The 23,878-nt window shown below is 44.3% G+C and carries 18 protein-coding genes, 1 tRNA gene and 1 pseudogene; 17 read left to right on the top strand and 3 right to left on the bottom strand.

Features of this window, described 5'->3' with window-relative positions; all coding sequences use genetic code 11:
• Nucleotides 1–343: 343 nt before the first annotated feature.
• Nucleotides 344–428, top strand: a tRNA-Leu gene (locus tag NLX73_RS09115).
• 93 nt (nucleotides 429–521) lie between these two features.
• Here the strand turns inward: NLX73_RS09115 and NLX73_RS09110 are convergent.
• Nucleotides 522–1,052 (bottom strand): NAD(P)H-dependent oxidoreductase, encoded by a 531-nt coding sequence (locus NLX73_RS09110; protein WP_165176719.1) that lies wholly within the window; start codon nucleotides 1,050–1,052, stop codon nucleotides 522–524.
• A gap of 197 nt (nucleotides 1,053–1,249) precedes the next feature.
• On the opposite strand from NLX73_RS09110, the gene NLX73_RS09105 reads away from it, so the two are divergent.
• Together NLX73_RS09105 and fabV are read left to right on the top strand one after the other, a co-directional pair.
• A complete protein-coding gene (locus NLX73_RS09105; RefSeq protein ID WP_069079881.1) occupies nucleotides 1,250–1,606 on the top strand; it encodes a winged helix-turn-helix transcriptional regulator in 357 nt (118 codons plus the stop codon).
• Nucleotides 1,607–1,774: 168 nt separating this feature from the next.
• Entirely contained in the window at nucleotides 1,775–2,956 is a 1,182-nt protein-coding gene (gene fabV / locus NLX73_RS09100; protein WP_254325941.1) for an enoyl-ACP reductase FabV, read from the top strand.
• A 112-nt stretch (nucleotides 2,957–3,068) separates the two neighbouring features.
• Here the strand turns inward: fabV and NLX73_RS09095 are convergent, their stop codons facing one another.
• Nucleotides 3,069–3,272 carry a hypothetical protein gene (locus NLX73_RS09095; protein WP_254325940.1) on the bottom strand — a complete coding sequence of 68 codons (204 nt, stop codon included), beginning with the start codon at nucleotides 3,270–3,272 and terminating at the stop codon, nucleotides 3,069–3,071.
• Between the two features lie 168 nt (nucleotides 3,273–3,440).
• Between NLX73_RS09095 and NLX73_RS09090 the strand changes: the two genes are divergently transcribed.
• From NLX73_RS09090 to NLX73_RS09075, 4 genes and pseudogenes are all read left to right on the top strand, one after another.
• Complete coding sequence (locus NLX73_RS09090; RefSeq protein WP_254325939.1) at nucleotides 3,441–4,592, top strand: sn-glycerol-1-phosphate dehydrogenase; 1,152 nt, start codon at nucleotides 3,441–3,443, stop codon at nucleotides 4,590–4,592.
• Nucleotides 4,593–4,789: 197 nt separating this feature from the next.
• On the top strand, nucleotides 4,790–5,896 hold the full coding sequence (locus NLX73_RS09085) for a GntR family transcriptional regulator (RefSeq protein ID WP_254326052.1): 1,107 nt from the start codon (nucleotides 4,790–4,792) through the stop codon (nucleotides 5,894–5,896).
• A gap of 347 nt (nucleotides 5,897–6,243) precedes the next feature.
• Nucleotides 6,244–6,415, top strand: a pseudogene (locus tag NLX73_RS09080) (class II aldolase/adducin family protein); the annotation flags it as partial.
• Nucleotides 6,416–6,525: 110 nt separating this feature from the next.
• The gene (locus NLX73_RS09075; protein ID WP_254325937.1) at nucleotides 6,526–8,223 is read left to right on the top strand and encodes a ribulokinase; all 1,698 of its coding nucleotides are present in this window, start codon (nucleotides 6,526–6,528) and stop codon (nucleotides 8,221–8,223) included.
• Between the two features lie 206 nt (nucleotides 8,224–8,429).
• Here the strand turns inward: NLX73_RS09075 and NLX73_RS09070 are convergent, their stop codons facing one another.
• Complete coding sequence (locus tag NLX73_RS09070; RefSeq protein ID WP_013370447.1) at nucleotides 8,430–9,014, bottom strand: helix-turn-helix domain-containing protein; 585 nt, start codon at nucleotides 9,012–9,014, stop codon at nucleotides 8,430–8,432.
• Nucleotides 9,015–9,308: 294 nt separating this feature from the next.
• Here NLX73_RS09070 and NLX73_RS09065 point away from each other — a divergent pair, with 294 nt between their 5' ends.
• From NLX73_RS09065 to racE, 10 genes are all read left to right on the top strand, one after another.
• Entirely contained in the window at nucleotides 9,309–12,551 is a 3,243-nt protein-coding gene (locus NLX73_RS09065) for a hypothetical protein (protein WP_254325936.1), read from the top strand.
• Between the two features lie 72 nt (nucleotides 12,552–12,623).
• Nucleotides 12,624–17,630 carry an RHS repeat-associated core domain-containing protein gene (locus NLX73_RS09060; RefSeq protein ID WP_254325935.1) on the top strand — a complete coding sequence of 1,669 codons (5,007 nt, stop codon included), beginning with the start codon at nucleotides 12,624–12,626 and terminating at the stop codon, nucleotides 17,628–17,630.
• 23 nt (nucleotides 17,631–17,653) lie between these two features.
• On the top strand, nucleotides 17,654–18,181 hold the full coding sequence (locus tag NLX73_RS09055; RefSeq protein WP_254325934.1) for a hypothetical protein: 528 nt from the start codon (nucleotides 17,654–17,656) through the stop codon (nucleotides 18,179–18,181).
• Between the two features lie 961 nt (nucleotides 18,182–19,142).
• Complete coding sequence (locus tag NLX73_RS09050) at nucleotides 19,143–20,279, top strand: polysaccharide deacetylase family protein (protein WP_254325933.1); 1,137 nt, start codon at nucleotides 19,143–19,145, stop codon at nucleotides 20,277–20,279.
• A gap of 207 nt (nucleotides 20,280–20,486) precedes the next feature.
• Nucleotides 20,487–20,912 (top strand): phage holin family protein, encoded by a 426-nt coding sequence (locus NLX73_RS09045; protein ID WP_029516680.1) that lies wholly within the window; start codon nucleotides 20,487–20,489, stop codon nucleotides 20,910–20,912.
• Nucleotides 20,913–20,993: 81 nt separating this feature from the next.
• On the top strand, nucleotides 20,994–21,281 hold the full coding sequence (locus NLX73_RS09040) for a Dabb family protein (protein ID WP_013309679.1): 288 nt from the start codon (nucleotides 20,994–20,996) through the stop codon (nucleotides 21,279–21,281).
• Between the two features lie 24 nt (nucleotides 21,282–21,305).
• A complete protein-coding gene (locus NLX73_RS09035) occupies nucleotides 21,306–21,746 on the top strand; it encodes a DUF86 domain-containing protein (protein ID WP_023987986.1) in 441 nt (146 codons plus the stop codon).
• 8 nt (nucleotides 21,747–21,754) lie between these two features.
• The gene (locus NLX73_RS09030) at nucleotides 21,755–22,402 is read left to right on the top strand and encodes a helix-turn-helix transcriptional regulator (RefSeq protein ID WP_023987987.1); all 648 of its coding nucleotides are present in this window, start codon (nucleotides 21,755–21,757) and stop codon (nucleotides 22,400–22,402) included.
• 96 nt (nucleotides 22,403–22,498) lie between these two features.
• Nucleotides 22,499–22,822, top strand: coding sequence for a YtxH domain-containing protein (locus NLX73_RS09025; RefSeq protein ID WP_023987988.1), 324 nt, complete (start codon nucleotides 22,499–22,501; stop codon nucleotides 22,820–22,822).
• 208 nt (nucleotides 22,823–23,030) lie between these two features.
• Entirely contained in the window at nucleotides 23,031–23,840 is an 810-nt protein-coding gene (gene racE, locus NLX73_RS09020; RefSeq protein WP_023987989.1) for a glutamate racemase, read from the top strand.
• Nucleotides 23,841–23,878: the final 38 nt, after the last annotated feature.

The raw sequence follows: 23,878 nt of genomic DNA, 5'->3' as shown, positions 1-23,878 counted from the left end.
TAGATGATGCTGAAATAAAAAAGACCGTCCGAGGACGGTCTTTCTACCCGTGGCGCTTATTTAAAGCTTTGATCCGTATCCCGCGCCTCCGTCAACTCTGTAAATATTAGAGAATAACGGACTGGGTAAGGGATACGCTCAACATATGATTATTGATGTTGACGCACCTCCTTTCCTGATGGACCCATTTTACCATATCTGGTTTGTGATATCCAGTGATTTTCTTATATTTACGGAAATGATTCATAGAAAATATAATATAAAAATAGCTTGATTTTATGTTCTATGGAAGATATAATCTAGATTACCGTGATTGAAAAACATCGGTGTGAATACATAATATGCGGTCGTGGCGGAATTGGCAGACGCGCACGGTTCAGGTCCGTGTGGGCTAACCCCCCGTGGAGGTTCGAGTCCTCTCGACCGCATCATAGCCTAACATTTACAGGTTCTTGGATTGGCTGGATGCCACCAAGAGCCTGTTTTTATATGGTTAAGATGCGTGTACCATTATAACTATTTTATTTATACTGAAATATATATTTAATATAGTCCTTTGCACTCTGATCAATGTCTTCGTCACTTGCTTGAAACGAGGCTCCGAAGACAGCGAAATAGGGTAATGTTATGGCGCCAACATGCACTGCGCTTGCCTTAAAAGGTGCTATAACTTCATCTACAGTAAAAGAAACGGAACCAGTAGGTAAGTAATTTTCTTTTTTATCGCCAATGGACATGGCTATCCCTAGCTTCTTTCCTTTTAACTTATCACCCTTTGAACCATAAGCCCATCCATGGGTAAAAACATCATCGAACCACTTTTTTAATAAAGGAGGGTAACTATACCAATACAAAGGGAATTGAAATATGACATTATCGTATGCTTCAAGTAGCTGTTGTTCTTTCAAAACATCAATGCTCCAGTTTGGATACTCTTTATAGATCTCATGAATTGTAATTTCATTGGTATATTGAAGTAATTCTCGTTTCCATCTGTTATTTACTCTAGAATCTTCGATATTGGGATGAGCTAAAATCACAAGAGTTTTCATCATAAATCACCTTTCTTACGTAACATATTTGCCTTTGTAGATGCTCTATTATTATTCTGTATGCTTCAAAAAAAGTAAATACACACAATAAAGTAAGATAGTTACTTGAAAGTATGCATTGGACTTAAAGTGAAGATATGCGATTATAGAATTAATTAGATAAACTTTGTTATTTTTAGCGTTGAAGAGGTGGTACTATGAAACAATATAATTTAGGCATAGAAGCAACACTTGAGATCATCGGAGGTAAATGGAAATCATTAATCATATGTTTATTAATGTCTGGTAGAAAAAGGACAAGTGAATTACAGCGTAGTATTTCAGGCATTTCTCAAAAGGTTCTTATACAGCAACTTCGCGAACTTGAAAAGGATGGTATCATAGGTAGACATGTGTATAATCAAATGCCTCCAAAAGTGGAGTATTATATAACGGAATATGGAATTACAGCAAATGAAATTATTGACTTAATGTGTTCTTGGGGAAGGGCTAATATCCAAATAAGACAACAACAAGGAGAAGATGTAATGTTATTAGAAAATGATTCAAAATGAATAGTGGAGTAAAAAAGCGTTGCAGACTATGATGTTTACGGTAGTTTTCTTCGGCTGTCTTCAAGTGTTATGTTATGTGTTGAGCCGCAAGCTGATTTGCTATATAGTTATGACTGGACAACCATTCCATCCATATTAAATGAATGCCAAAGTAGGGGGACCCTTGCAATGATTATTAAACCGAAAATCCGTGGTTTCATATGTACGACTGCACATCCTGCAGGATGCGCGGCTCATGTTAACCGTCAGATCAACTACATCAAAGAAAGCACATCAATACAAGGAGCTAAAAAGGTACTTGTGATCGGAGCATCTACTGGATACGGGCTGGCTTCTCGTATTGCTGCGAGCTTCGGTCTGGGAGCGGACACCATAGGGGTATCCTATGAACGTCCCGCATCAGAGGGGCGCACGGCTTCAGCAGGCTGGTATAATACGGTAGCCTTTGAAAGAGCGGCCAGAGCAGCTGGCTACATAGCGGAAAGCATTAATGGAGATGCTTTTTCTCATGAAATTAAGCAGGAGACGTTGAAGTTGGTAAAGGAAAAGCTGGGCAAGGTAGACCTGATTGTATATAGTGTCGCTTCACCGCGACGGACACATCCCGAAACGGGTGAGACCTTTAATTCCGTTCTCAAGCCTATCGGACAGTCTTTTTCTAATAAAACAGTGAATACGAATACAGGTGTCGTATCAGAAATTACGCTAGAACCGGCTACGCAGGAGGAAATTGAGAACACCATTACGGTAATGGGTGGCGAAGATTGGTCCTTGTGGCTGAAAGCGTTGGAAGAAGCTGATCTGCTGGCTGAAGGGGTAACCACACTGGCTTACTCGTATATTGGTCCCGAAATTACGGAGGCTATCTATCGTAAAGGAACCATTGGCCAAGCTAAAAATGATTTGGAAGCTACAGCACATACTTTAACAAGGCAATTGGAGCGTTATCATGGAAAAGCTTACGTTTCTGTGAATAAAGCTTTGGTTACACAATCCAGTTCGGCTATTCCAGTCGTACCTTTGTATATTTCTTTGCTGTTTAAGGTCATGAAGGAAAAGGGACTGCACGAGGGATGTATTGAGCAGGCACAACGTCTGTTCGAGACGCTATACAGTGGGTCCACTGTGGAAACGGATGAAGAAGGACGCATTCGGCTGGATAACTGGGAAATGAGAGACGATGTGCAGCAGGCTGTCAAAGCGGCTTGGTCCGAAATCACTACAGAAAATGTATCTGAATTGGGTGATCTCGAACAATACCGTCTGGATTTCCTCCAATTATTTGGATTCGGGTTTGATGAAATTGATTATGAATTAGACGTTAATCCAGAGGTTGATACACTTTCATAAGTGATATTTGTAAAACAAAAACGGGTACTCTCAAGCGATGCAATTGCTTAAGAGTACCCGTTTTTTATGTATATTGGCAAAAAACAAGTTGCACTCGTTTCACTAACAGCATTTATCGAGAATTAGACGTGGGGAGCGATTTACGGTGCAGCAAGCGAAAAACGGCAATGGTAATGATAATCCCCACAACGCCAAAGACTGTAACAGAAGTCAGAGCTCGATAGGCTTGCCAGCCGAACAAAAATGCAATACCACTGCCAAACGTTGTACCTGCCAGTAACCCAAGTGCGCAGGCAATATCCGTTCCAAATTTCATAAACATGTTCCTTTCGAATGTATAAATTAAAAAGCAACTTGTACTTTTTCGCTGGACTTGGACATACACTTGTGCGTACAATTAAATAGTAATCGTTTTCAAACGGAATCTATTAATCATTATGGATCATTCTTGTGCAAATTATTCCTTTTTCAGGAGGCTGATGAAATGAATATGAATGAGCAGATCAAGCTGTGGAACGAAGAAGCGCAGGCTAGTAACGCTGATCATCCTCACCGAAAGGTTGAATTGTTTATTGAGGTACGGGATGGAGCACTGGAGTCTGTTGTTCCATATCTGAACCAACAGGATTATCGTCATGTAACTCTGGTAGAAGATGAGCATACTTCGGCGGCGGCTGGAACAAAAGTGGCTGAGCTGATTCGTGAGGCAGGTTTGACAGTTGATGTCGTCCGCTTACCTCCGAATGCTGTAGGGGATGTGATTGCTGATGAAACCTACATTATGAAAGTGCTGCTGGGTGTGGCGGATAAGAGTCAGGCTGTACTTGCTGTAGGCTCCGGCACGATTCATGATCTGGTTCGCTTCGTATGTTATAAAATGAATCGTCCGTTCTTGTCAGTACCGACGGCTGCTTCGGTGGATGGTTTTACCTCCGCAGGCGCACCACTAATTGTGGACGGCAGCAAGCAGACATTCCAAGCAGTTCCGCCAGAGGCGATCTTTGCTGATTTGTCTGTCCTGGCAAACGCGCCACAAACGATGACTGCGGCTGGTTTTGGCGATATGCTCGGTAAGTTCACCTCACTAGCGGACTGGCATGTATCCAGAGATTTGGGAAACGAGCCATATTCACCTGTGGCTAATCGCATTACCGAGGAGGCTTTGCGTGCCTGTGTAGAACATGTCGATGAGATTGCGGCAGGTAGCAAGGCTGGGGTCGAGGTATTGATGAATGCGCTGATTGCATCCGGTATTTCGATGCTGATGATAGATCATTCTCGTCCAGCGTCAGGGGGAGAGCACCATATTTCCCACCGAATTGAAATGGATTTTATCGCAGAGGGACGCAAGCAAGTTTTGCATGGTGCCAAAGTGGGCGTAGCATCCGCATTGCTGTCTGACCTGTACAGGGATTTAGCAGCCAGTCAGGATGTAGAGGCATTTAAGGTGTATCGGGAATTGCCTACGTCGGAGCAGATGCGTGCATGGCTGGCTCAAGTCGGAGGCCCATCTACCATTGCCGAGCTCGGGGTTACGGAGGAACAGCTCGCTCGTGCATTGCGCACGGCTCATACCTTGCGTGATCGCTATACAGGACTTAAGTATATGAATGAACATCAATTGCTTCGTTCGTAATGTGCAACCTCTACACAAATTGTCCTTAGATATTCGGCCAGTTATGTGTGGCAAGGAAGGGATAAGTGAATGGGTTTACACCTCCAGCAGCAATACGCCGATATCCTGTTCCTGTAACATTTGTATGTACAAATGAACGGTATGCTATAATCGTGGAATATGAACAGGTACACGATATTGCAAGTACGGAGGAAATTATGGCGCCCAAATATATACAAGTTAAACAGGAAATTTTGTCCTGGATTCATTCATCCAAACTGGAACCACAAAGCCAGCTTCCATCTGAGCATGAAATGTCTGAACAATTTGCCGTTAGTCGGCAAACGGTGCGTCAGGCGCTGGGTGAGCTGGTGCAGGAAGGCTGGCTGTTTCGGATGCAGGGCAAGGGAACTTTTGTCGCGACACGGGACAGCAAGCAGCCCGAAGATCCAAAGACGATTGGAGTCATTACAACCTATATATCGGATTATATTTTCCCATCCATTGTACAGGGAATTGAATCTAAATTGAGTCGTCAGGGCTATAAGATGCTGCTGTCAAGCACAGGTAATGACCCTGAGCAAGAAAGTCAGTGCCTGGAAATGCTGTTGAGTCAACCGCTGAGCGGAATTATTATCGAACCGACCAAAAGTGGAGAGCGTAATCCCAATCTGAACTATTATTTAACCGTGGAAAATCGCCAAATCCCTTATTTGATGATCAATGCGCGTTATGAGGAAATGGATGCGCCATGTCTGCGAGTAGATGATGAAAAGGGTGGTTTTTTGGCGGCAGAGCATCTGATTAAGCTGGGGCACCGACGTTTGGTCGGATTTTTCAAAACCGATGATATGCAGGGGATTCTTCGTATGAAGGGATTTGTGGCCGCTCACCGCAAATATGGAGTGACATTACACCCGAACGCAGTAACGACTTACCGGACTGAAGAAAAAAATGAGATTCCGCTACAACGTGCGTCGGAGCTATTGGCGATGGAGACGGGAGAGCGTCCTACTGGATGGGTGACCTACAATGATGAGCTGGCTGTTCGACTCCTGGATATTGTACGTTCGGTGGGCCTGAACATTCCCAATGATCTATCGTTGGTTGGGTTTGATGATTCATTTTTGGCGACAGCAACGGAAATCAAGCTAACGACAATTCGGCATCCAAAGGAAGAATTGGGGTTACGTGCTGCCGATACCATGCTGTCGATGATTGAAGAGAAGGGGTACCATGAAGAAGATCGTCAGTTAATTCTACCTCCTGAGCTCATCGTTCGTGAATCTACTGGGCCTGTCCAGGTCATGCCTGGAGAACACTAGGCTGGAAGATCGGTCGGTTTTATTTCTTAACATGTAAGGACAAGTTAGTAAGTATACAGCTTTAACGCTTAATATTTGTTGGCATGTTTCTCGTCATACCGAACAGTCTGTTTTCTGGATTGCAGAAATAGGCTGTTTTTGTTATATTTTTTCTGAAAATGAGTATATGAATCTATCGAAGAAACACATAAAAAGACTAGCTAAGTTGTACGTACAATAATATAATGAAAGCGTAACCATCAATAAAGGGCCGTTAAGACCTTCCTGCAATTTTCCATTTGAAGTTAGTTTCATTCACCTCCTCCATTGCAGATTTCAGAAATGATAGTAAAAGGTGTGTCTTATACATATTAGAACAATTGAAAAAGGAAGTATGGAAGGCCAATTTGGCTCTTCCAAGGCGTGGCCTATGAAGAACTGAAAGCGGAGCAACTGGTTGTACTGATTCTACAAGGCGATATTGTCGAGGTTGACCTTCGGCCTTCGTCAGATACGCCTACACATCATCTGGTCTTTCGTTCGGAATCTAGAATTCACCTTAGTGGATCTGACGCTGCTGGGTAAGCATTTTCTGCACAAGCATGGGCGAATGCTTATTATGGTCAAACGAAAAAGGAGGAGGCACACAAATGAGCAAGTATACAATTGGTGTCGATTATGGAACGGAGTCCGGCCGTGCGGTTATTGTTGACCTGTCTGACGGAGCTGAAATTGCTACACATGTAACACCTTACCGTCATGGAGTTATGGATGAAGTGCTGCCTGGTAGCGGACGCAAATTGGAAATGGATTGGGCGCTGGAACATCCGGCTGATTATATTGAAGTGCTGACTATTTCTATACCTGCCGTTATGAAGGAGACTGGCATTTCTCCAAACGATATCATCGGGATCGGAATTGATTTTACAGCATGCACGATGCTGCCGATCGACGCGCAAGGACAACCGTTGTGCTTTGACGAGAACCTAAAAGATAACCCGCATAGTTGGGTGAAACTGTGGAAGCATCATGCAGCACAGGATGAAGCCGACCGTTTAAATGCCATTGCCTCGCAGCGAGGAGAGGCCTTTCTGCCCTGCTATGGAGGGAAAATTTCTTCCGAATGGATGATCGCAAAAATTTGGCAAATTCTGAACGAGGCACCGGACATTTATAATCAAACAGACCTCTTTGTTGAAGCGACCGACTGGGTAATTTCCCAGCTCAGTGGGGAACTGAAACGGAATCAGTGTACAGCTGGCTACAAGTCTATTTACCATCATCGCGAGGGTTATCCGGATCGTGAATTTTTCAAAGCGCTCGATCCGCGTTTAGAAAATTTGACGGATACAAAGCTGCGCGGTGAGATTTATGATTTGGGTGCCCGTGCGGGTGGATTAACAGAGGATATGGCTGCAAAACTCGGACTGAATCCGGGAACGGCAGTAGCGGTAGGCAATGTGGATGCACATGCGGCTGTTCCGGCAGTAGGCGTCGTCACACCAGGCAAGCTGGTGATGGCGATGGGAACTTCCATTTGCCATATGCTCCTCGGTGAGGAAGAAAAAGAAGTAGAGGGGATGTGTGGCGTTGTAGAGAACGGAATTATTCCGGGCTATTACGGGTATGAGGCTGGACAATCGGCGGTAGGAGACATTTTCGCATGGTTTGTGGATCATGCTGTTCCTGGCGAAGTGAAGGAGCAGGCAGTTGCGGAAGGTGTGAACGTCCATGTATGGCTGGAGCGTAAAGCGGCTGAATATAAACCGGGTGAAACCGGGTTGCTGGCGCTGGACTGGTGGAACGGTAACCGTTCTGTGTTGGTTGACACCAACCTGACGGGGCTGATTGTCGGGTATACGTTGCTGACGAAGCCAGAGGAAGTGTATCGTACATTGCTGGAAGCAACTGCGTTCGGAACACGTAAAATTGTCGATGCGTTCCATCATAACGGCGTGCCAGTAGACGTATTGTATGCGTGCGGTGGATTGCCGCAGAAAAATCGTCTTTTAATGCAAATTTATGCAGATGTAACCGGACGTGAGATTAAGGTGGCAGCTTCCACCCAAACTCCTGCATTGGGTGCGGCCATGTTCGCAGCAGTGGCTGCGGGAGCTGAAGCTGGAGGGTACGACGATATCGTCGAAGCAGCGCTTCATATGGCTCGTGTACGGGACGAGAGCTTCAAGCCGATCCCTGAGAACGCGGCCGTGTATGATAAGCTGTACGAGGAATACAGCCGTCTTCACGACTACTTTGGACGTGGAGGCAACCCGGTGATGAAAAAGCTAAAGACCATCAAGGAAGAAGCCAGACGTTCAACTGAAACGGCAAGCATTCATTTTTAAGAAACTGACAAAATATAAGCAAGAAGTATTTAAAACTCTGTTATCTAAAAAGCACAGTACACCGAGGAATCGGCAGACTGTGCTTTTTTTTGCATTTTATATTCTGTGAATTACATGATGTGAAAGTCTCAGTGGATGAAAGATGGTAATGCGTTCCTTTCAAAGACTTTCATGAAAATTACAATCGTTTCGGTTTACGGACATTTTTACTTTTTCAGCATGGCATCAGCAAACAAAATGGATTTTGGAATACGGAAAAACTGTTCCGCCTGATCCTGGAAGGTTTGCGAAGGAACGGTACCCTGATGCAACCATTTCCGAAATGTACCGGGGTGAACGCCAATCCAATGACTCACATCGGTCACCGAAATATCATGTACCATGCACAGACCCGCCAAGATCCGATTTTTAACCGGAGAACGAGTCACAGTCCGTTTCATAAAACGGGACGGCGATGGTTGACAGATGAGTGGTGAACGCCGGACAACCTCTTCATTAAATAGAATATGGTGCGGATAACCAAGTGTATTACACGTCTTTTCCAGATTAGTGTTGCCGGGAATGCGACCTTCATATACCCACGCACTGACACTACGGGAGGAAATGGAAAGCTCCTCGGCAAGTTGGGACAGTTTAATGTCATTAGCCATCAAAACGGCAAGCAAAACGCGATTGCGCACTTGACAGCGTGTTGGTTTACGAAAACGTTTGACACGCACGCCTTTTCCCAAATATTTGCGATTGATCAGAGACCACGCCTGAATGGAATGTTTATCTTGTTGTTTAGGCATATATCCTCCGATTTTTTTTAACCACATACTACTATACCCGAAGGGGGCTTTGCAAGTGACTCCTCTCCTGATTTTCTTTTAATCCCATGGGCTTAACCGGTTTATGGAAAATAAGGTCCATTTGGCCTATGAAAATGGAAGTTTAAGGTGCCGATATATTAAATTGTGACATTTTTTATGGAAATGGAGATAATATGTTCTTCTCTTATAATTGTAAGGATGTACAGAGAGAAAAGTGGGTTGCAGCCCAACATGCAATTTTTTTGACGAGAGAAAGGGAGGTTATACAGTTAGATGATTTGTAAAAAGGTAATGGTATGGTTTCTGACGGCACTTTTGGCAACGAACACTTTGCTGTGCTTGCCTAGTGTGGCAGGAGCGGAAAAACAAGATTTAAAGGACGGAATGCAACTGGACCAAGCAGATTTGGTACAGAAGGAACAGGAGATCACTAATGAAACAGTTTCTTTTGATCCGCCAACTTCTGTAACAAACAGCGTTTATAATGCACTCATGATGAGCTTGGCGGCAACGGTGGAGTATACGTCAATCGTTATCGAACCTGGGGAAACCTATGAATTCGAGAATACAGATACGATCAGTAAGTCCATATATAGCAACGCTTCTCAATCAAAAGGCATTTTGTACGATAGTGTAAGTTACAAAGAGGACGGAGACATCAGCACTGTCCATATGGACTATGGCATTAGCCCCATTGGTGTTCCTGGGGGAGGCACAGCGTTTATTACGAATACAGGAACAGCAGCATTAACCGTAAAAGTAACGGACGTCTTCACCTACAGTACATCGGAGGACCCGGCACTAGAGCGAGTTACGGTCTCTAAAAATGAAAGCTATCGGATTGTGAATGAAGGATGGACTGCCCGTTCGATTCAGCATGATGGGTCAAATGCGGACAATCGCCGTTTTGATTACGCAAAATACAAGGCAGACGGAACTTTATCCGCATCTGATCTTAATAGCATTGCTCATCCCTCTTTGGGTGATGGTGAGGAACTGATTATTACAGGTTCCACTGCCAATGCGGTGACCTTCGGATTTCCATACGGCAAATATAGTATAGAAAGCACCGGCGAGCCGGCTTATGCGCGGGTTACCCTAAATCAGGGGGAAAGCTACCAATTTATCAATGTGGGAACCCGATTGGATACGGTGGAAAGTGACGGTACATCTAAAGATAAACTTGACTATGTTGTTTATCTGGCAAACGGAACAGAGGCTTCACGCGGCAGTGGCACTACGGCGAAGCCGCAGATTGCTGTGGACAGATACGCGGTAATTACCCAGGTCACTGCAAATCCGGTTACATATGGGGCTCCATATCGCAATTTTATTGCTCGTCCTGTGGGTGGTGATGCAATCAGCCGTGTGGAGCTTGAGGTGGGCAAGAGCTACATTTTCCACAATAATGGTACGCTAATGAATCCGATCTACAATAACTCCAAAAAGGTAGGAAGCTTGTTCGACTATGCTATTTACAAGCCGGATGGAACGGTAAATTCCTCTGGTTTTAACAGCCAGTCTGGTCCCATGATCCCGCCTTCGGGATATGCCATTGTGACTGTGATCGGTCCGAGTCCTATTATCTTTGATTATACAGATGATTTTTCCTGGGAAACTAGCAATGATCCTGCCTTTTTACGCGTAACACTGTCTAAAGGCGAAAGTTATGCTTTTACTAATATTAGTGATCATTTGAGGAATCTGCATAGCACAGCCAGTACCGTTAAAGGAAAATATGATGTGGTTCTGTACAAAGCAGATGGTACAGAGCAATCCAGGCGCAATACCGGGAACTTAACCTTTTTGGTTGGTGCAGGTAAAAAGGCCAGTGTGACGGTAACCAGTGACACGCCAATCACGTTTGGTGGTATCTATCGGAGCTTTAAGGCCAGCGAAGATGATAATGGTATCGGGCAAACGACGCTGGAGCCAGGGGATTCGTACATTTTCCGCAATCATGATAGCAAATCGAATTCATTGCGGCATGACAAAAGTAGTGGAAGTGCACGCTTTGATTCGGCAAGCTATCGAGGGCTTCGTTTACTGACATCAGATCATTTCAACAATACAGTGGACCCAGAGATTGTTGCAGGCGGTGAAGCCATTGTCACCAATGTATCCGATCGGCCAATCACCTTTAGTTACAGCAGTAAGGTAGAGGCTATGCTTAACGCACAGGCAGCCTTCCATCGAATTACATTGAAACGCGGTGAAAGCCGGAAATTTATCAATGTAAGCACTTTGGACAAGGCTCTGGATGTCATTTCAGTCAGCGGTATGAAGTGGAATTACATGAATTACAAGGCAGACGGTACGGTGTACAGTCAGGCCAGTGATACGACTCAATTGCCGTTGGTACAGGCTGGTGGATATGCCATTGTAACGACGGTTTCGGATGTGCCAGTGACTTATGGAGCTGTGTTAGGAATATTCGACGTTGAGGATGCTCAGGTGCCGACAGGCAATCAAGTCACTGTCAAGCAGGGAGAAAGCTATGTATTCCATAATACTGGTTCACAGGCTTCCTCATTAACGACAGATGCTTCAAACGAAAGCCGCCTCTACGACTATGCCATATATGAAGAAGGTAGCGGTGTAAATTCCAAGGTGGATAGAGCAGGTATGGATGCTTCTCTACCTGAAATCTCACTTGGAGCCGGAGATACGCTTGTTGTGACTGTCACTTCGCCGCAAGCCGTGACCTTTCATTTCAAGAATGAAATTAAAGCGGAGCCAAGCACAGAACCGGCGTTGTTAAAAACGTCTTTGTCTGGCGGCAAGCAGGAGATATGGATCAATCGCGGAAGTCAGGAGGCCCCTATCGTGACGAATGCGAAGGCGGCTGGTGGAACGTATCAATATACCGTTACGGATCAGGCTGGAAAAGTGATTCGTGAACATAAAGAGGCGACAGATAATCAACAGCAAGTGCCAGCTAATGCAAATATTCATCTTGCCGTAGCTGCAGCTGCTCCTGCTGTTAACTTTGGAGCGCCTTATCGTGTGTTTGCCGTAAAAAATAACGATGACAGCAAGCTGGACGAGCTAATTGAGCTCATAGATAAAGAAGCTGACTTTACGGCAGGCCAACAAGGGAAATATCGGTTTACACCCAAAGAAGACGGGATTTACCGTTTTGCTGTGAAGGAGAAATCCAACTTTGCTGCGCAGCAACCCATTGTAAGCTTGTTTACGGACCCTGATTTTAGTAACCAGCTTGTCTCTTCAACAGAGCAAGCACAAATATATGGTTGGGATTACACGGTCTTAGAGTATGAGATGAAGGCAGGCCAAACGATTTATGTGAAGTTGACAGAAACCAATAGCGGCGCATTACAAACCGTAATTAAGGCAGCACATATGGCGCTTGGTAAGGATACTTCATATGAATATGGAAAAGGGAACCGACTGAATAAAGTTATTTTGTTCACCGGTGATCAAATTCAACTGGATTATGACTTAAACGGAAACGTCATTAGACGGACGAAGAAGGTATTTCCTTTTACAGATTAAAAGGATGTCTTTGCTTCGAAAAAACATAACAGATAGTTGGATGTACAGGCATTATTAAATAGGGGTGAGCGAGTGTTTAAACGTTATATTTGTAGTCTACTATGTATGGCAATGTTGCTGGGTCCATGGAGCACATGGGCATATGGAGAAGAAGGGAACGGAGATGCAGTAGCTTCTCAGTCTTCTACTCCACAGATTATTACCAGAGCATGGCTTGCACAGCAAACAGGTAAGGATCAGGCTTGGGTCAATGCACAGTTATCCAAAGGCTATACTTTATATGATATTTATAAAGCTTGGCAAAAAGATGGTGGAGAAAATTCATTACCGGAACAAAGTCCAAGCTTGTGGGTACAGCAGAATGGGCTGACATTGAGCACAAATGCAAAGGCGGAACCGTCTGATGAGTTGGCTGAGCTGAAGGAAGGTGAAAAGCCCACTCAGGCCGCCCAGGATGAAGAAGTTACTCAACAACCGTTAGATAAGGAAGAGGGTAAAGCACCGGCTCCAGACACGACTGAGATGGATATACCATCCATCCCCCGTGTAATTGATTCCGTATATGCTCCGACTCCAGGAGAAAACGGACTGATCGGGAAGGATTTACTTAAACAAAGTTTGTTGCAGGTATCTGCTACAACAGATGTGTATGCTCCTTTTGATCAAGCGGCGCTTGCACAAAGCAGGCTAAGTGATGATACTTCGCGTTATGGGCTGGATTACGGTGACAACAGTGTGTCCACCGCTTCAGGACAGCTTGTCGTGCAAAATACGGACTTGGTGTTGCCGGGTTCATTACCCTTTGCACTGACTCGTGTGTATAACAGTTCATTGGCAAATAATCAGATTGGTGTGCAGCAAAATGGAGGGTTGTATACAAACGCCAGTGCCATCCGTGAGGAGGAAGCAGCTTCTGGTTTGGGAAGAGGCTGGAAGTGGGATCTTCCTCATATACAGAAACAGGATGGTAAGCGGTATTTGTATATGCCGGGAACAGGCTCATATGAGGTAAAAGATGATTTTCAGCTTGAAGGATATGCCTACAAAGATCTCAAGATCAGTACAGATCAAAGCGCAAGTGTGCAGGGAGTAAGCAGTGCATACAAAATAGCAGTGTTGAATGGAAATGACTATTATCTCGATCAGGACGGTTATTTGATTTTAATCCAGGATGCGTATAAGAATCGAGTGGAATTTGATTATACAAGTTCTGGCGGAGCAAAGCTTATTCGTTCGATTAGAAACAATGATGGCAAAGAACTTGATTTCACTTACAATGCTGGACAGCTTGTTGTTAAAGAGCAAGGCACGGACCATCAGTATACCTATCGTCAAAGTAGTGAGGGAAGCAGCAAGGTGCTGTCAGAAGTACTGGATTCTCTTTCCCGAAGCACAAGCTATACGTATACATTCATGGATGCTCCTTTTAATGTGGTCGTAGATGGTGAAAGAAAGACTGGAGCCCTGCAGCCCAATGAAACCGCGTTGCTTACACGAATTGTACGACCTACTTCATCGATCACAGACATTCGTTATGAAGCCTATAACAAGCAGATAGGCGTGTACGGTACACAAGGCGTGTTCAAGGTGGCTTCACGCGCTGATATGTACAGTACAACTGCCGGCGATCGTTTTTTAAATAAAATTGATTTCGCGTATTCCGGAGAAGATCTAGCCAGTTATGGCAAAAATGCTGAGTGGACGGTGGTTGCCAAAGGGACGCGTACAACAGAAACCTTCCATTTTGGTAAAGTCTTTAGAGGAGATAACACACCAGACAAGCTTGTTCTTAACCGCTATGATCAAGAGGGTGATTCTACCGGCTATCATATAAACTACACCTATAATGAGGCCATGGATTGGAATTTGCCTGTGCAAATGGAAGAGTCCTATACGGAAGGAGGTTCTTCGTCAGAACCTGTAACCACCTCCTATGACTACAATGAATATGGTCTTCCTTTGAAAATATCCCAGAGTACGGGATCGGAGACTGTTCATACGTATAGAACCTCTAATGAGCCTTTTTTCTGGGTTCAACCCGCTCAGACGGTCAACAAAATAAGTGAAGGAAAAATGTTGACGACGGTTCGCACCTACAAGTCAGAGGGCAATTTGTATGAGCTAAAAAACTATGAAGGCACAGAGCAAGGAAAGCTATTATCGCACAGCTCTACTTTTTACAATACAAAAGGGAATGTAAGCAGTCAGAAAATTCAAATTGATGACAGAAGCGATGCTAATGTGTCTATTGATTATGATTCTCCTTATGGTTCTTACCTCCCAACAAGGCAGCTTTTGCCTAAAGGTGTTGAGTATACGTATGATTACTATCCGACCGGAGAAATCAAGTCCCAAACAGATGCCAAGCGCAAAACGGAGTCTTATGTGTATGATGCAATGGGGCGTGTAACAAAGGTTACTTATCCGGACGGCACTCAAACTGTCGTGGTGTACAAGGATGATACGAATGATGTCACTGTTACCGGACCCGATGGCGTAAGCGTTGAAAGATTGTATAATCCGTTCGGGCAGATGCTCCAGCAGCAGGTGGATGATGCAATCTATGGTTATGGTTATGATGATAATGGAGATATGGTAGAAAGCACGGATGCTGAACAAGCAACCACTCGCTACGCCTACGATGCTTTTGGGCGACCTGTAAAGACGAACTATGCGGATGGAACAACAGATACCGTGGCGTATAATGCGGTGGATCGTACCGTTACTCAGACGGATGCCTCTGGCTACAGTATACGTGAAGTATCGGATGCTTTAGGTCGTGTGACCTCCACACAAGAGGCTAAAAATGGATCATTTCAGCCGCTGGAGTCGCTAGTTTACAATCATGCGGGTATGGTCACTAGCCGGACGGACGGTAACGGTCAACGTATGATCTATGATTACGATGCTCTGGGACAAATGACTTCGGTCACAGATCCATCCGGGCAGCAGGTTAGCTATATGTATGATCTGGCCGGAAATTTGAAGACCGTTCAGTATCCTGATGGGCAAAAGAATGTGTATTCGTATGATGAGCTGGGCAGACGTACGTTACTTGAGAAATCAAGCGGAGGAACCACGTTAAATATTTACGATACGGATGGAAACATCACCCGTATGCTGACGGGGAAATCGGACGCAATCACCTTTCAATATAACGCTGACGGATTGGTTACCGAAGCGGCGGGTCCCGATTTTAAAACCAATTATACTTACGATAACGCAGGACGAAGAAAAAGTATGACAGATGGGCAGGGAACGACCTCCTATGCCTATGATCCAGCAGATGGGTCGTTGACTGGACTGAAGTACCCGGATGGCACGCAAATCAGCTATGAGTATAACAAGCAGTCTCGTACAGGATATGTGCTGACAGATGCTTCCGGGACGTCTATGCATGTTCAATCCAAGCTGGACAGCTTGGGCCGAGTTACTCAAATGGACGTTAGCAGTGGAGCCGGTACAGCAAACATACAGAGCCTGGCAGGAGCAACGGCTGCTGCGGGTGGATCATTGGATAGCATGACGTTTGAGTATGCACCGAATGGTTTGCTGAAAAGTCAGGCTTCAAGCAGAGGGCTGAGTACACGATTCAGCTATAACGGACTGGATTTGTCCGGGGTTACGGTGGAGCAAGGTGGTACGGCATTACACCAATTTGGTTATGAACGAGATGGGAATAAAAACATCATCGGACGTACACAAAACGGAACAACAGACCAATTTGGATATGATCCGTCAAATCGAATTGCCAGCGAAGCCGCAGGTGAGAAGAATAAGACCTATGGCTACGATCCGGATGGAAACCGAAGCGCCGAAGGCAGTGGCAAAGTGTTCGGTATGAAGAACGCTGAATATACGTATGATTCTGTCAGCCGTCTGACAAAGGTGAGCGGTGAAGGCAAAGAAGTTGGGTACAGCTATAACGGAGACGGGCTACTGTACGAGCGTACAGAGGGCGACAAAACGACCCGGTATTACTATGACGAAGAAGCGAAGCTGATTGCAGAAGCCGAGGTCCAAGGTGGAACAGCGAAAATCACCTACGCTTATGTGTATGACTTGTCCGGTCAACTGTGGGCCAGACAAGACAAAGCAAGTGGACAACTGCAATACTATCAGTTGAATGGTCACGGTGATGTGGTAGGACTAAGTGATAGTTCGGGCAAGGAACTGAATAGCTACAGCTACGATATCTGGGGCGGCCCGGAGAAGGTCAAAGAGACCTTTCCGAACGTGCTGCGTTATGCTGGCGAGTATTGGGATGACACGACTGGGCTTCAGTACCTGCGGGCTCGCTGGTACGATCCGGGCACAGCCCGTTTTATGGGCGAGGATACGTATCAGGGCGAGATCAGCAATCCGCAAAGCTTGAACGGGTATGCGTATGCAGCCAATAATCCATTATTCTATGTGGATCCGAGTGGGCATCTGTATTCAGTACCGGACATAGAAAATTTGTTGGGATATTCTAAGCAGTTTACTCCAAATGATGCGGCCTATTGGTTAGCGCGTGAAAAATTGGGAACAATCTTTGGACCAATATATGGAGAAGTTAATAACAATCGCTATAAGTATCTATTTGGGATGATGACCCGGACTGGGTCATATGGGAATACATCAGGTAATGCAAGTTGGGCTCAAAGTCAGCTTCTTGCAGATTATACCAAATGGCGAAGGGACGTAGGAATATCCAATGGACTAGCCGCTCTGAGTCCGGGATCTAAAGGCGTGGCAGGGAAACTTAGCAAAACTATTGGGGCTGCTAAAGGTGCTAAAGGAAGTCTTGTCAAACCGGAAGCAGCCGTAAATGGGAGTAAAAAACACGGTGTGAATTGGAAAGAAGGTCCGGCCCGAGCCAAAAACGAAGGGAAACCTCAAGGTCAGTGGAATAAGGCTGATTTAGATTATGCTACAGAGAAGGCGAACACATTAAAACCTGGTGAAAATGGATATTTTGATTTGCCATCAGGTTCAAAATCCATTATACACTTGCCCGATGGAACAACAGTTCCAGCTACAAAAATGTGGGTTCGAAATAATGGCACGGGAACTTGGCATGGGTATCCTATGCCCTAAAAAATAAGAGGAGGTCAAGAATTGTGGATTTTTGGATTCAAGCAAGTTGTCCTAGATGTACAGGTTTCTTTGATGGAGAAGATCAAAATTTATCAAATGCAATTGAAACAATATTTCCAATGATGACTGAAAAGGCTGTCATGGTTTGGAAATCCATATATATACCGCTATGTTATAAATATGACATTAGTTATATGATAGATGATATTCTTTATATTCTTGAAAAATTAAGAAGTAATTCATCTGGTGAGATATCTTTGCATTGGGCATCTGATACATTTGCTAATGTATGGAATATAAGTTGGTCGGATGAGCAAATGGAAATAAACTCTCAATGGGGTTCTGTTTTGGGACATACTGAACAATTATTGACCACTAAAGGAGCTATTACTCTATCTAAAAAGTCTTTTAGATCAGAATGGAAAAGAGTTCTTTTCAATATTATATCGGGGCTAAGGGAATCAGGATATGAAGAGGGTAGCCTTTCGGGCATGTCGCGTTTAATTGCAGAGTATAACGCAATTGATGGTGAAGGAGTTCTCTACAATTGAAGAAGCGATGAGGAATGCATTTGATAACTATAGTAAAGATTATCCGAATGGGTTTAGAAGCTATTTTGGCGATTTCCAGAAACAAGATTAATTGTTGAATTGCAACGAGGTGCTTTGATGTTAGGGAACTTTTCGGAATGTAGTCAAAACCAAGTAATATCTTTTATTCCAATATTGTAAGACGTTAAGATTAAATGAGGTTGTTATTTGATTTTAAATGGAAAAATCGATGATGGTTATTTTACATTGGATTAATACTTCAGAAGATCTTGGAGAATTCTCTTCAAGGTCTTCTTTTGTGATCCACTTAAAGTACATAAATAATTTTTTCGAACATAGCTAGATTTATATAATTTAAATGTATTCCCAAAGATAAATAATGAAATTACAAAAAAATAATTTTAGGATGTACTTATTTAAAGAATGCACGAGCAGGTTCGAGAAATGAAGTATTTCTTATGAGCAGAAGAGTGTCTTGATGATAATTTTAAATAATTATGTATAACTATTGCTGAAACAATAAGTATATTATAAATGATAATCAGATAGTTTCCTAACGGGCAGAGGGGAATTTGTCGGTATAGCCACTTAATACTGAATATAAAATTCATAAAAGACTTGTTTTATGGGTTCTAGTCCACCAGAAGGATCTACTAATCGCTTGTACTCATCGTAACTCCGGCCAATTTATTCACAACTTTGTAACCTTCTCTGGCAGGGGGGTTGCGAGATTGTTTTCAAATTGTTTTACTATATTTACCTACTATAGTCTGGTAATCTATTAATATATATAGGGGGAACGAAAAGACGTCAGGTTCAGTCGGTTCATATGCGTTTATGTTCTATATGTTGAGTGAATGTCTATATTGCCATGTCTATATCGTCATGTCTGTATAACTTCATAGACAAGCTAGAGATAGCTCCCGCACATTATAAAATACAGCACAGGATGGTGTAATGAATGAAGCTTTTAAATGCAAAATGGATGGCTGTATGCTTGATGGCAATCTGTTGTTTGGGTTTGCTAGGTATACATACGAATACGGCGAGTGCACAAGCGAAGGCTCCTTTGTTGGGGGTCAATGATGTGTTGCTAGATTCGAATACCATTCAGCCCGTAATGAAAAATGATAAGTTGTATGTTCCTATCGTTACATTAGGTCAAAAGATGGGGATTTCTACTTCGGCCAACGGAAATACATTGGTACTGACTGGGCATAATCGCAGCTTTACGCTGGATTTGAACAAGGGGGATGTGTTCGAGCGTGGAGATCGTACAATGGTGCCCATTCGCACTTTGACCGATGCGTTTGGCTTCACTATTACGCTTCCAACAAGTAATCTGTATCGAATTCAGAACGCAAATGCTAGTTTGTCTGATGCTCAGTTTTTGAATACATTCGCGGCAGAAATTAAACAGTATGCAGCTGTCAAGCCAGGCAAAACTAGCAATACAGGCAGCACAGAAAATGCCAAGCCTTCCAGTCGTACAATTTATTTGAGCTTCGATGATGGTCCTACGGCGCATACGTCGCAGCTGCTAGATATTTTGGATAAATATAATGCGAAGGCTACTTTCTTCATGCTGGGACCTGAAATTCGTCAACATAGCGCAGTGATGAAAAGAATGGTAGAGGCGGGTCACGGTTTGGGCTTGCATGGGATGACGCATCAGGTGAAGAAGATCTATGCATCCCCTGCAGCAGCATTGGCAGAGATGAATCAGGATAACGAAATTTTATTTAAGGCTACAGGAAAACGCACTTCTTTGATTCGTACACCTTATGGCAGCAAACCATATTTGAAGAAAGCATACCGCGATCAACTGACGGGCGCAGGCTATCATATTTGGGACTGGAACATTGATTCCAATGATTGGCGTTATACTAAAAATCCAGAGCATTTTGTACAGACTGTCCTAAGTGATATTAAGAGATTGAAAAAGCAAGGCAGAACACCAGTCGTTCTTATGCATGATAAGCCATCTACGATCAAGGTGCTTCCACAAATCATGGCTGCTTTGCAGAAAGAAGGCTATTCGTTCGAGCCGTTGAATGATAACCTGACCCCGCTTAATTTTTGGAATGATCATCGTTAATTGAATAGCATGAAAGAAAAGACACCTTTTCAACCATTTATATAGTGGTTTTGAAGGTGTCTTTTTGTTGTATTTGCTCGGAGTTGTGAAGTTTGCAGCATGCTTTATATGAATCTATGAATTCATGTCTATGCACAGGTCATATGACTTTACGGGTTACCACGTCGCTGCATATATTACAGTAACCGCCCCGAGAGGAGGAGAGGTATGAATATTAATCCGAGTATGTTTAGTATGATTTGCGCTACCGCAGGAGCCTTTATTACATTTGCCTTTGGCGGCTGGAATCAGCTAATGGTGCTATTCACGGTTGCAATGGCTGTTGATTATGTGACTGGAGTCGCCGCAGCAATTAAGACTGGGCAAGGTTTGAGCAGTAAAGCCGGCTTTTGGGGGCTGGCGAGAAAGGCTTTAATGCTAATGGTGATTTCTTTGGCGCATCACGTGGATCTCCTGATGGGTACCGAAATCATGAAAGGGGCGGCGACGTATTTTTATTTATCCAATGAATTAATCTCTATTACGGAAAACTGTTCACGAATGGGTCTGCCGCTCCCACCGAAGCTCAAGAATTTTTTTGCCCTATTAAAGGACAAGGAGTCTGATGGTAAAAATGGCGGAAAAGATCGCTAGAATTACAAAGTTTCTTTCCGTATGTGGGGCGTTATGATAAAATTTTCAAGAGAACATTTTTAAGATAAGGAGCCTATACGCATGATTAAACATATTGTTTTGTTCAAATTGAAAGACCGCTCCCCTGAAAGCATTGAGCATACAGCATCCATTTTGCGCAGTATGAACGGCAAAATCAAAGAGCTGCTGTCACTCGAAGTAGGTACGGATGTGATTCGTTCGGAACGTTCTTATGATATTTCCCTTACCGCTGTTGTCGAAACACTGGAGGATTTGCAAACGTACCAGGTACACCCTGTGCACCAGGAAATTATTGTACACATGAATGAAGTGAAGGATGTATCTATCGCAGTTGATTATGAAATCTAAAGCGATTACTGGAGGTGCAGGACCTTGTATTATGTCAACCGGGAACAAATTGAGCTTCGACTAGGGGCTGTTCCCGACATTGTCGCCGGACTTCGCCAGACTTCTGCTGCCTGGAACGGCGATCTGTTGCAGGGACTAGTGCAGGAGCGCTGCCTTCATCTGGCGATTGAGACGGTAACGGACGTAGGAAGCTATATCATCGACGGATTTATTATGCGTGACGCCAGTAGCTATGAGGATATAATCGGTATTATTCATGAGGAAGGTGTACTGGATGATACCGTATTTCATTCGCTAGTAGAGCTGGTAGGCTTACGTAAACCCCTAGTACAGGAGTACTTTCATTGGGACCGGACAAGCCTTCACCCGCTTACACCAAAGCTGCCTGGGTTGCTGGAGCTTTTTGCATCTAACGTGCATGATTATTTAAATAAGGAATTGGGTCCCCAGCCCGAGGGAGTGTAAAGGCAAAAGTGACGGATAAGTATATCGTACCCGAAATGCCCACTAGGCGCATGATCATGACATTATTGAAAACCCAGGGACCTGTGGGCGTCGGAAGCTTGGCAGCTCAATTGGGCATTACCGAAATGGGAGTGCGCAGGCATCTCAAATTGATGGAGCAGGATGGTCTGATCGTGGCTACAATCGTGAGACAGGCGATGGGACGCCCGACGTTTTTATACAGTCTGAGCGAGCAGGGAAGCGAGCAGTTTCCTCGTAATTATGATCATCTGTTACTGGAACTGTTAGAGGAGCTGGATGAAGAACAGGGAATGGAAGCTGTTTACTCGCTGTTTGATGGTAGAAAACGTAAAATGATGAAGCGCTACGCCCCTCACATGGAGGGGGAGACTACACTGGCTTCACGTGTGGAAAAGCTTTCGGGCATCCAAAATGCTTCCGGATATATGGCAGAGTGGCGCGAGGAAGAGGATGGTAGCTACTCAATTGTGGAATACAATTGTCCTATCTCTCAAATTGCAGGCCGTTACCGCAAGGCTTGTGAATGCGAGCAGCAAATGTTTGAGGAGCTGCTTGATGCCGAGGTTGTTCGTGAGGATTGTTTAGCGGATGGGGGCCGCTGTTGCCTGTATCGTATCCGCTCTAAAAAAAAGTAAAACTTTTCAGGCTTGTTTTCTGTATCATGACAAGCTCTCCATGCTTATAATGCACTAACAGATGGGCATTCGCCCGGGCACAAGGGAGAGATGATGATGAAGGAGAACTGCAAAAGTTTTATCCGAGGCGCGTTGGCAGGCAGCATTGTTGGTTCGGTTGCTGCTTTGTTATTTGCCCCTAAGTCAGGTCGTGAGCTACGTCAGAATATTACAGATCAGGCACGCAACGTAAGTGATAAGGGACAGGAGCTAGCGGGGAAAATTTCAGACACCTCAATTGAGTATACTGACAAAATTAAGGAGACAGCCTCAGCCGTCATTCATGAAATCGGGCAATGGCGTAAAAAGGGTGAAATTATTCCTGAGGTTAGTATTTCATCAGCGACTGTTCAAGAAGATACGGAAAAAGATGCTCTGTAACGGTCTGTAAAACGTAGGTGAAACACAGAATACAGTTTGAATTCGTGGCTTCTCCCGTTGGGATGGAGCCTTTTTATTGATCACTTCCTCGTTTTAGGGTAATCTTTTGGGGTACCTTTTACACGAATACAACATAAGGTATGTAGCAACGGATAGCTTTCCGAGATGAAACAACTCATATTTGAACAAAAAAGGAAGCGGTGTGTACGTGCAGCAAGCAATTGCAATATTGGATTCCGGTGTAGGAGGTTTGACGGTTGTAAAAGAAGTCATGCGTCAGCTTCCGCGGGAAAAAATCATTTATTTTGGAGACACTGCGCGCACTCCGTATGGCCCCCGACCATCGGAAGAGGTTAAAAAATTTACAGAGCAAATGGTTGATTTTCTGATCCAATTTGATCCGAAAGTCATTATTATTGCTTGTAACACGGCTACTGCCGCGGCATTGGACTATATAAGCCAAAAGGTATCCATTCCGGTGATCGGAGTCATTCACCCTGGGGCTCGTGCTGCGATCAGCGCGACTGCTACCGGGCATGTCGGGGTGATTGGGACTGTCGGTACGATTCGAAGCGGAGCGTATACAGCTGCGCTCAAGCAATTGTCTCCTTATGTAGACGTGGTGAGCCATGCTTGTCCTGCGCTTGTTCCATTAGTGGAACAAGGGTTATTCCGCTCCAAGACGACATCGCAGGTTGTGGAGGAGACATTGAGACCTATTCAAACGTATCCGATTGATTGTCTGATTCTTGGTTGTACGCATTATCCTTTTTTGAAGGAAACGATTCAAGAAGTCATGGGACCTGCAGTAAAGCTCATTAGCTCGGCAGATGAAACGGCGCGTGAGACGAGCACCATTTTGTATAACAAAGGCAAGTTGGAAGCTGGGGACGAAACGCCGGTACATCAGCTTTTTTGTTCCGGCGATCCTGAATTGTTCCAGCGCATTGCCGCACAGTGGCTCGGGGAGCAAATTCGCCAAACGCCTGTCGTCTGGCAAGTCACCAATTTGGATTAACGAGACAACCGACTTTTTTTGTCATTGGACAAATGAAG

Origin of the sequence: Paenibacillus sp. CH40, from assembly GCF_024213605.1 — a bacterium.
GTDB lineage: Bacteria > Bacillota > Bacilli > Paenibacillales > Paenibacillaceae > Paenibacillus > Paenibacillus polymyxa_B.
Note: the sequence above shows the minus strand (reverse complement) of the source record. Positions and strands in the feature narration are given on the sequence as shown.

Bases quoted from the DNA above. Each gene is read 5' to 3' on its own strand.
- NLX73_RS09110 (WP_165176719.1), bottom strand. From the start codon at position 1,052: ATGAAAACTCTTGTGATTTTAGCTCATCCCAATATCGAAGATTCTAGA.
- NLX73_RS09105 (WP_069079881.1), top strand. From the start codon at position 1,250: ATGAAACAATATAATTTAGGCATAGAAGCAACACTTGAGATCATCGGA.
- fabV (WP_254325941.1), top strand. From the start codon at position 1,775: ATGATTATTAAACCGAAAATCCGTGGTTTCATATGTACGACTGCACAT.
- NLX73_RS09095 (WP_254325940.1), bottom strand. From the start codon at position 3,272: ATGAAATTTGGAACGGATATTGCCTGCGCACTTGGGTTACTGGCAGGT.
- NLX73_RS09090 (WP_254325939.1), top strand. From the start codon at position 3,441: ATGAATATGAATGAGCAGATCAAGCTGTGGAACGAAGAAGCGCAGGCT.
- NLX73_RS09085 (WP_254326052.1), top strand. From the start codon at position 4,790: ATGGCGCCCAAATATATACAAGTTAAACAGGAAATTTTGTCCTGGATT.
- NLX73_RS09075 (WP_254325937.1), top strand. From the start codon at position 6,526: ATGAGCAAGTATACAATTGGTGTCGATTATGGAACGGAGTCCGGCCGT.
- NLX73_RS09070 (WP_013370447.1), bottom strand. From the start codon at position 9,014: ATGCCTAAACAACAAGATAAACATTCCATTCAGGCGTGGTCTCTGATC.
- NLX73_RS09065 (WP_254325936.1), top strand. From the start codon at position 9,309: ATGATTTGTAAAAAGGTAATGGTATGGTTTCTGACGGCACTTTTGGCA.
- NLX73_RS09050 (WP_254325933.1), top strand. From the start codon at position 19,143: ATGAAGCTTTTAAATGCAAAATGGATGGCTGTATGCTTGATGGCAATC.
- NLX73_RS09045 (WP_029516680.1), top strand. From the start codon at position 20,487: ATGAATATTAATCCGAGTATGTTTAGTATGATTTGCGCTACCGCAGGA.
- NLX73_RS09040 (WP_013309679.1), top strand. From the start codon at position 20,994: ATGATTAAACATATTGTTTTGTTCAAATTGAAAGACCGCTCCCCTGAA.
- NLX73_RS09025 (WP_023987988.1), top strand. From the start codon at position 22,499: ATGAAGGAGAACTGCAAAAGTTTTATCCGAGGCGCGTTGGCAGGCAGC.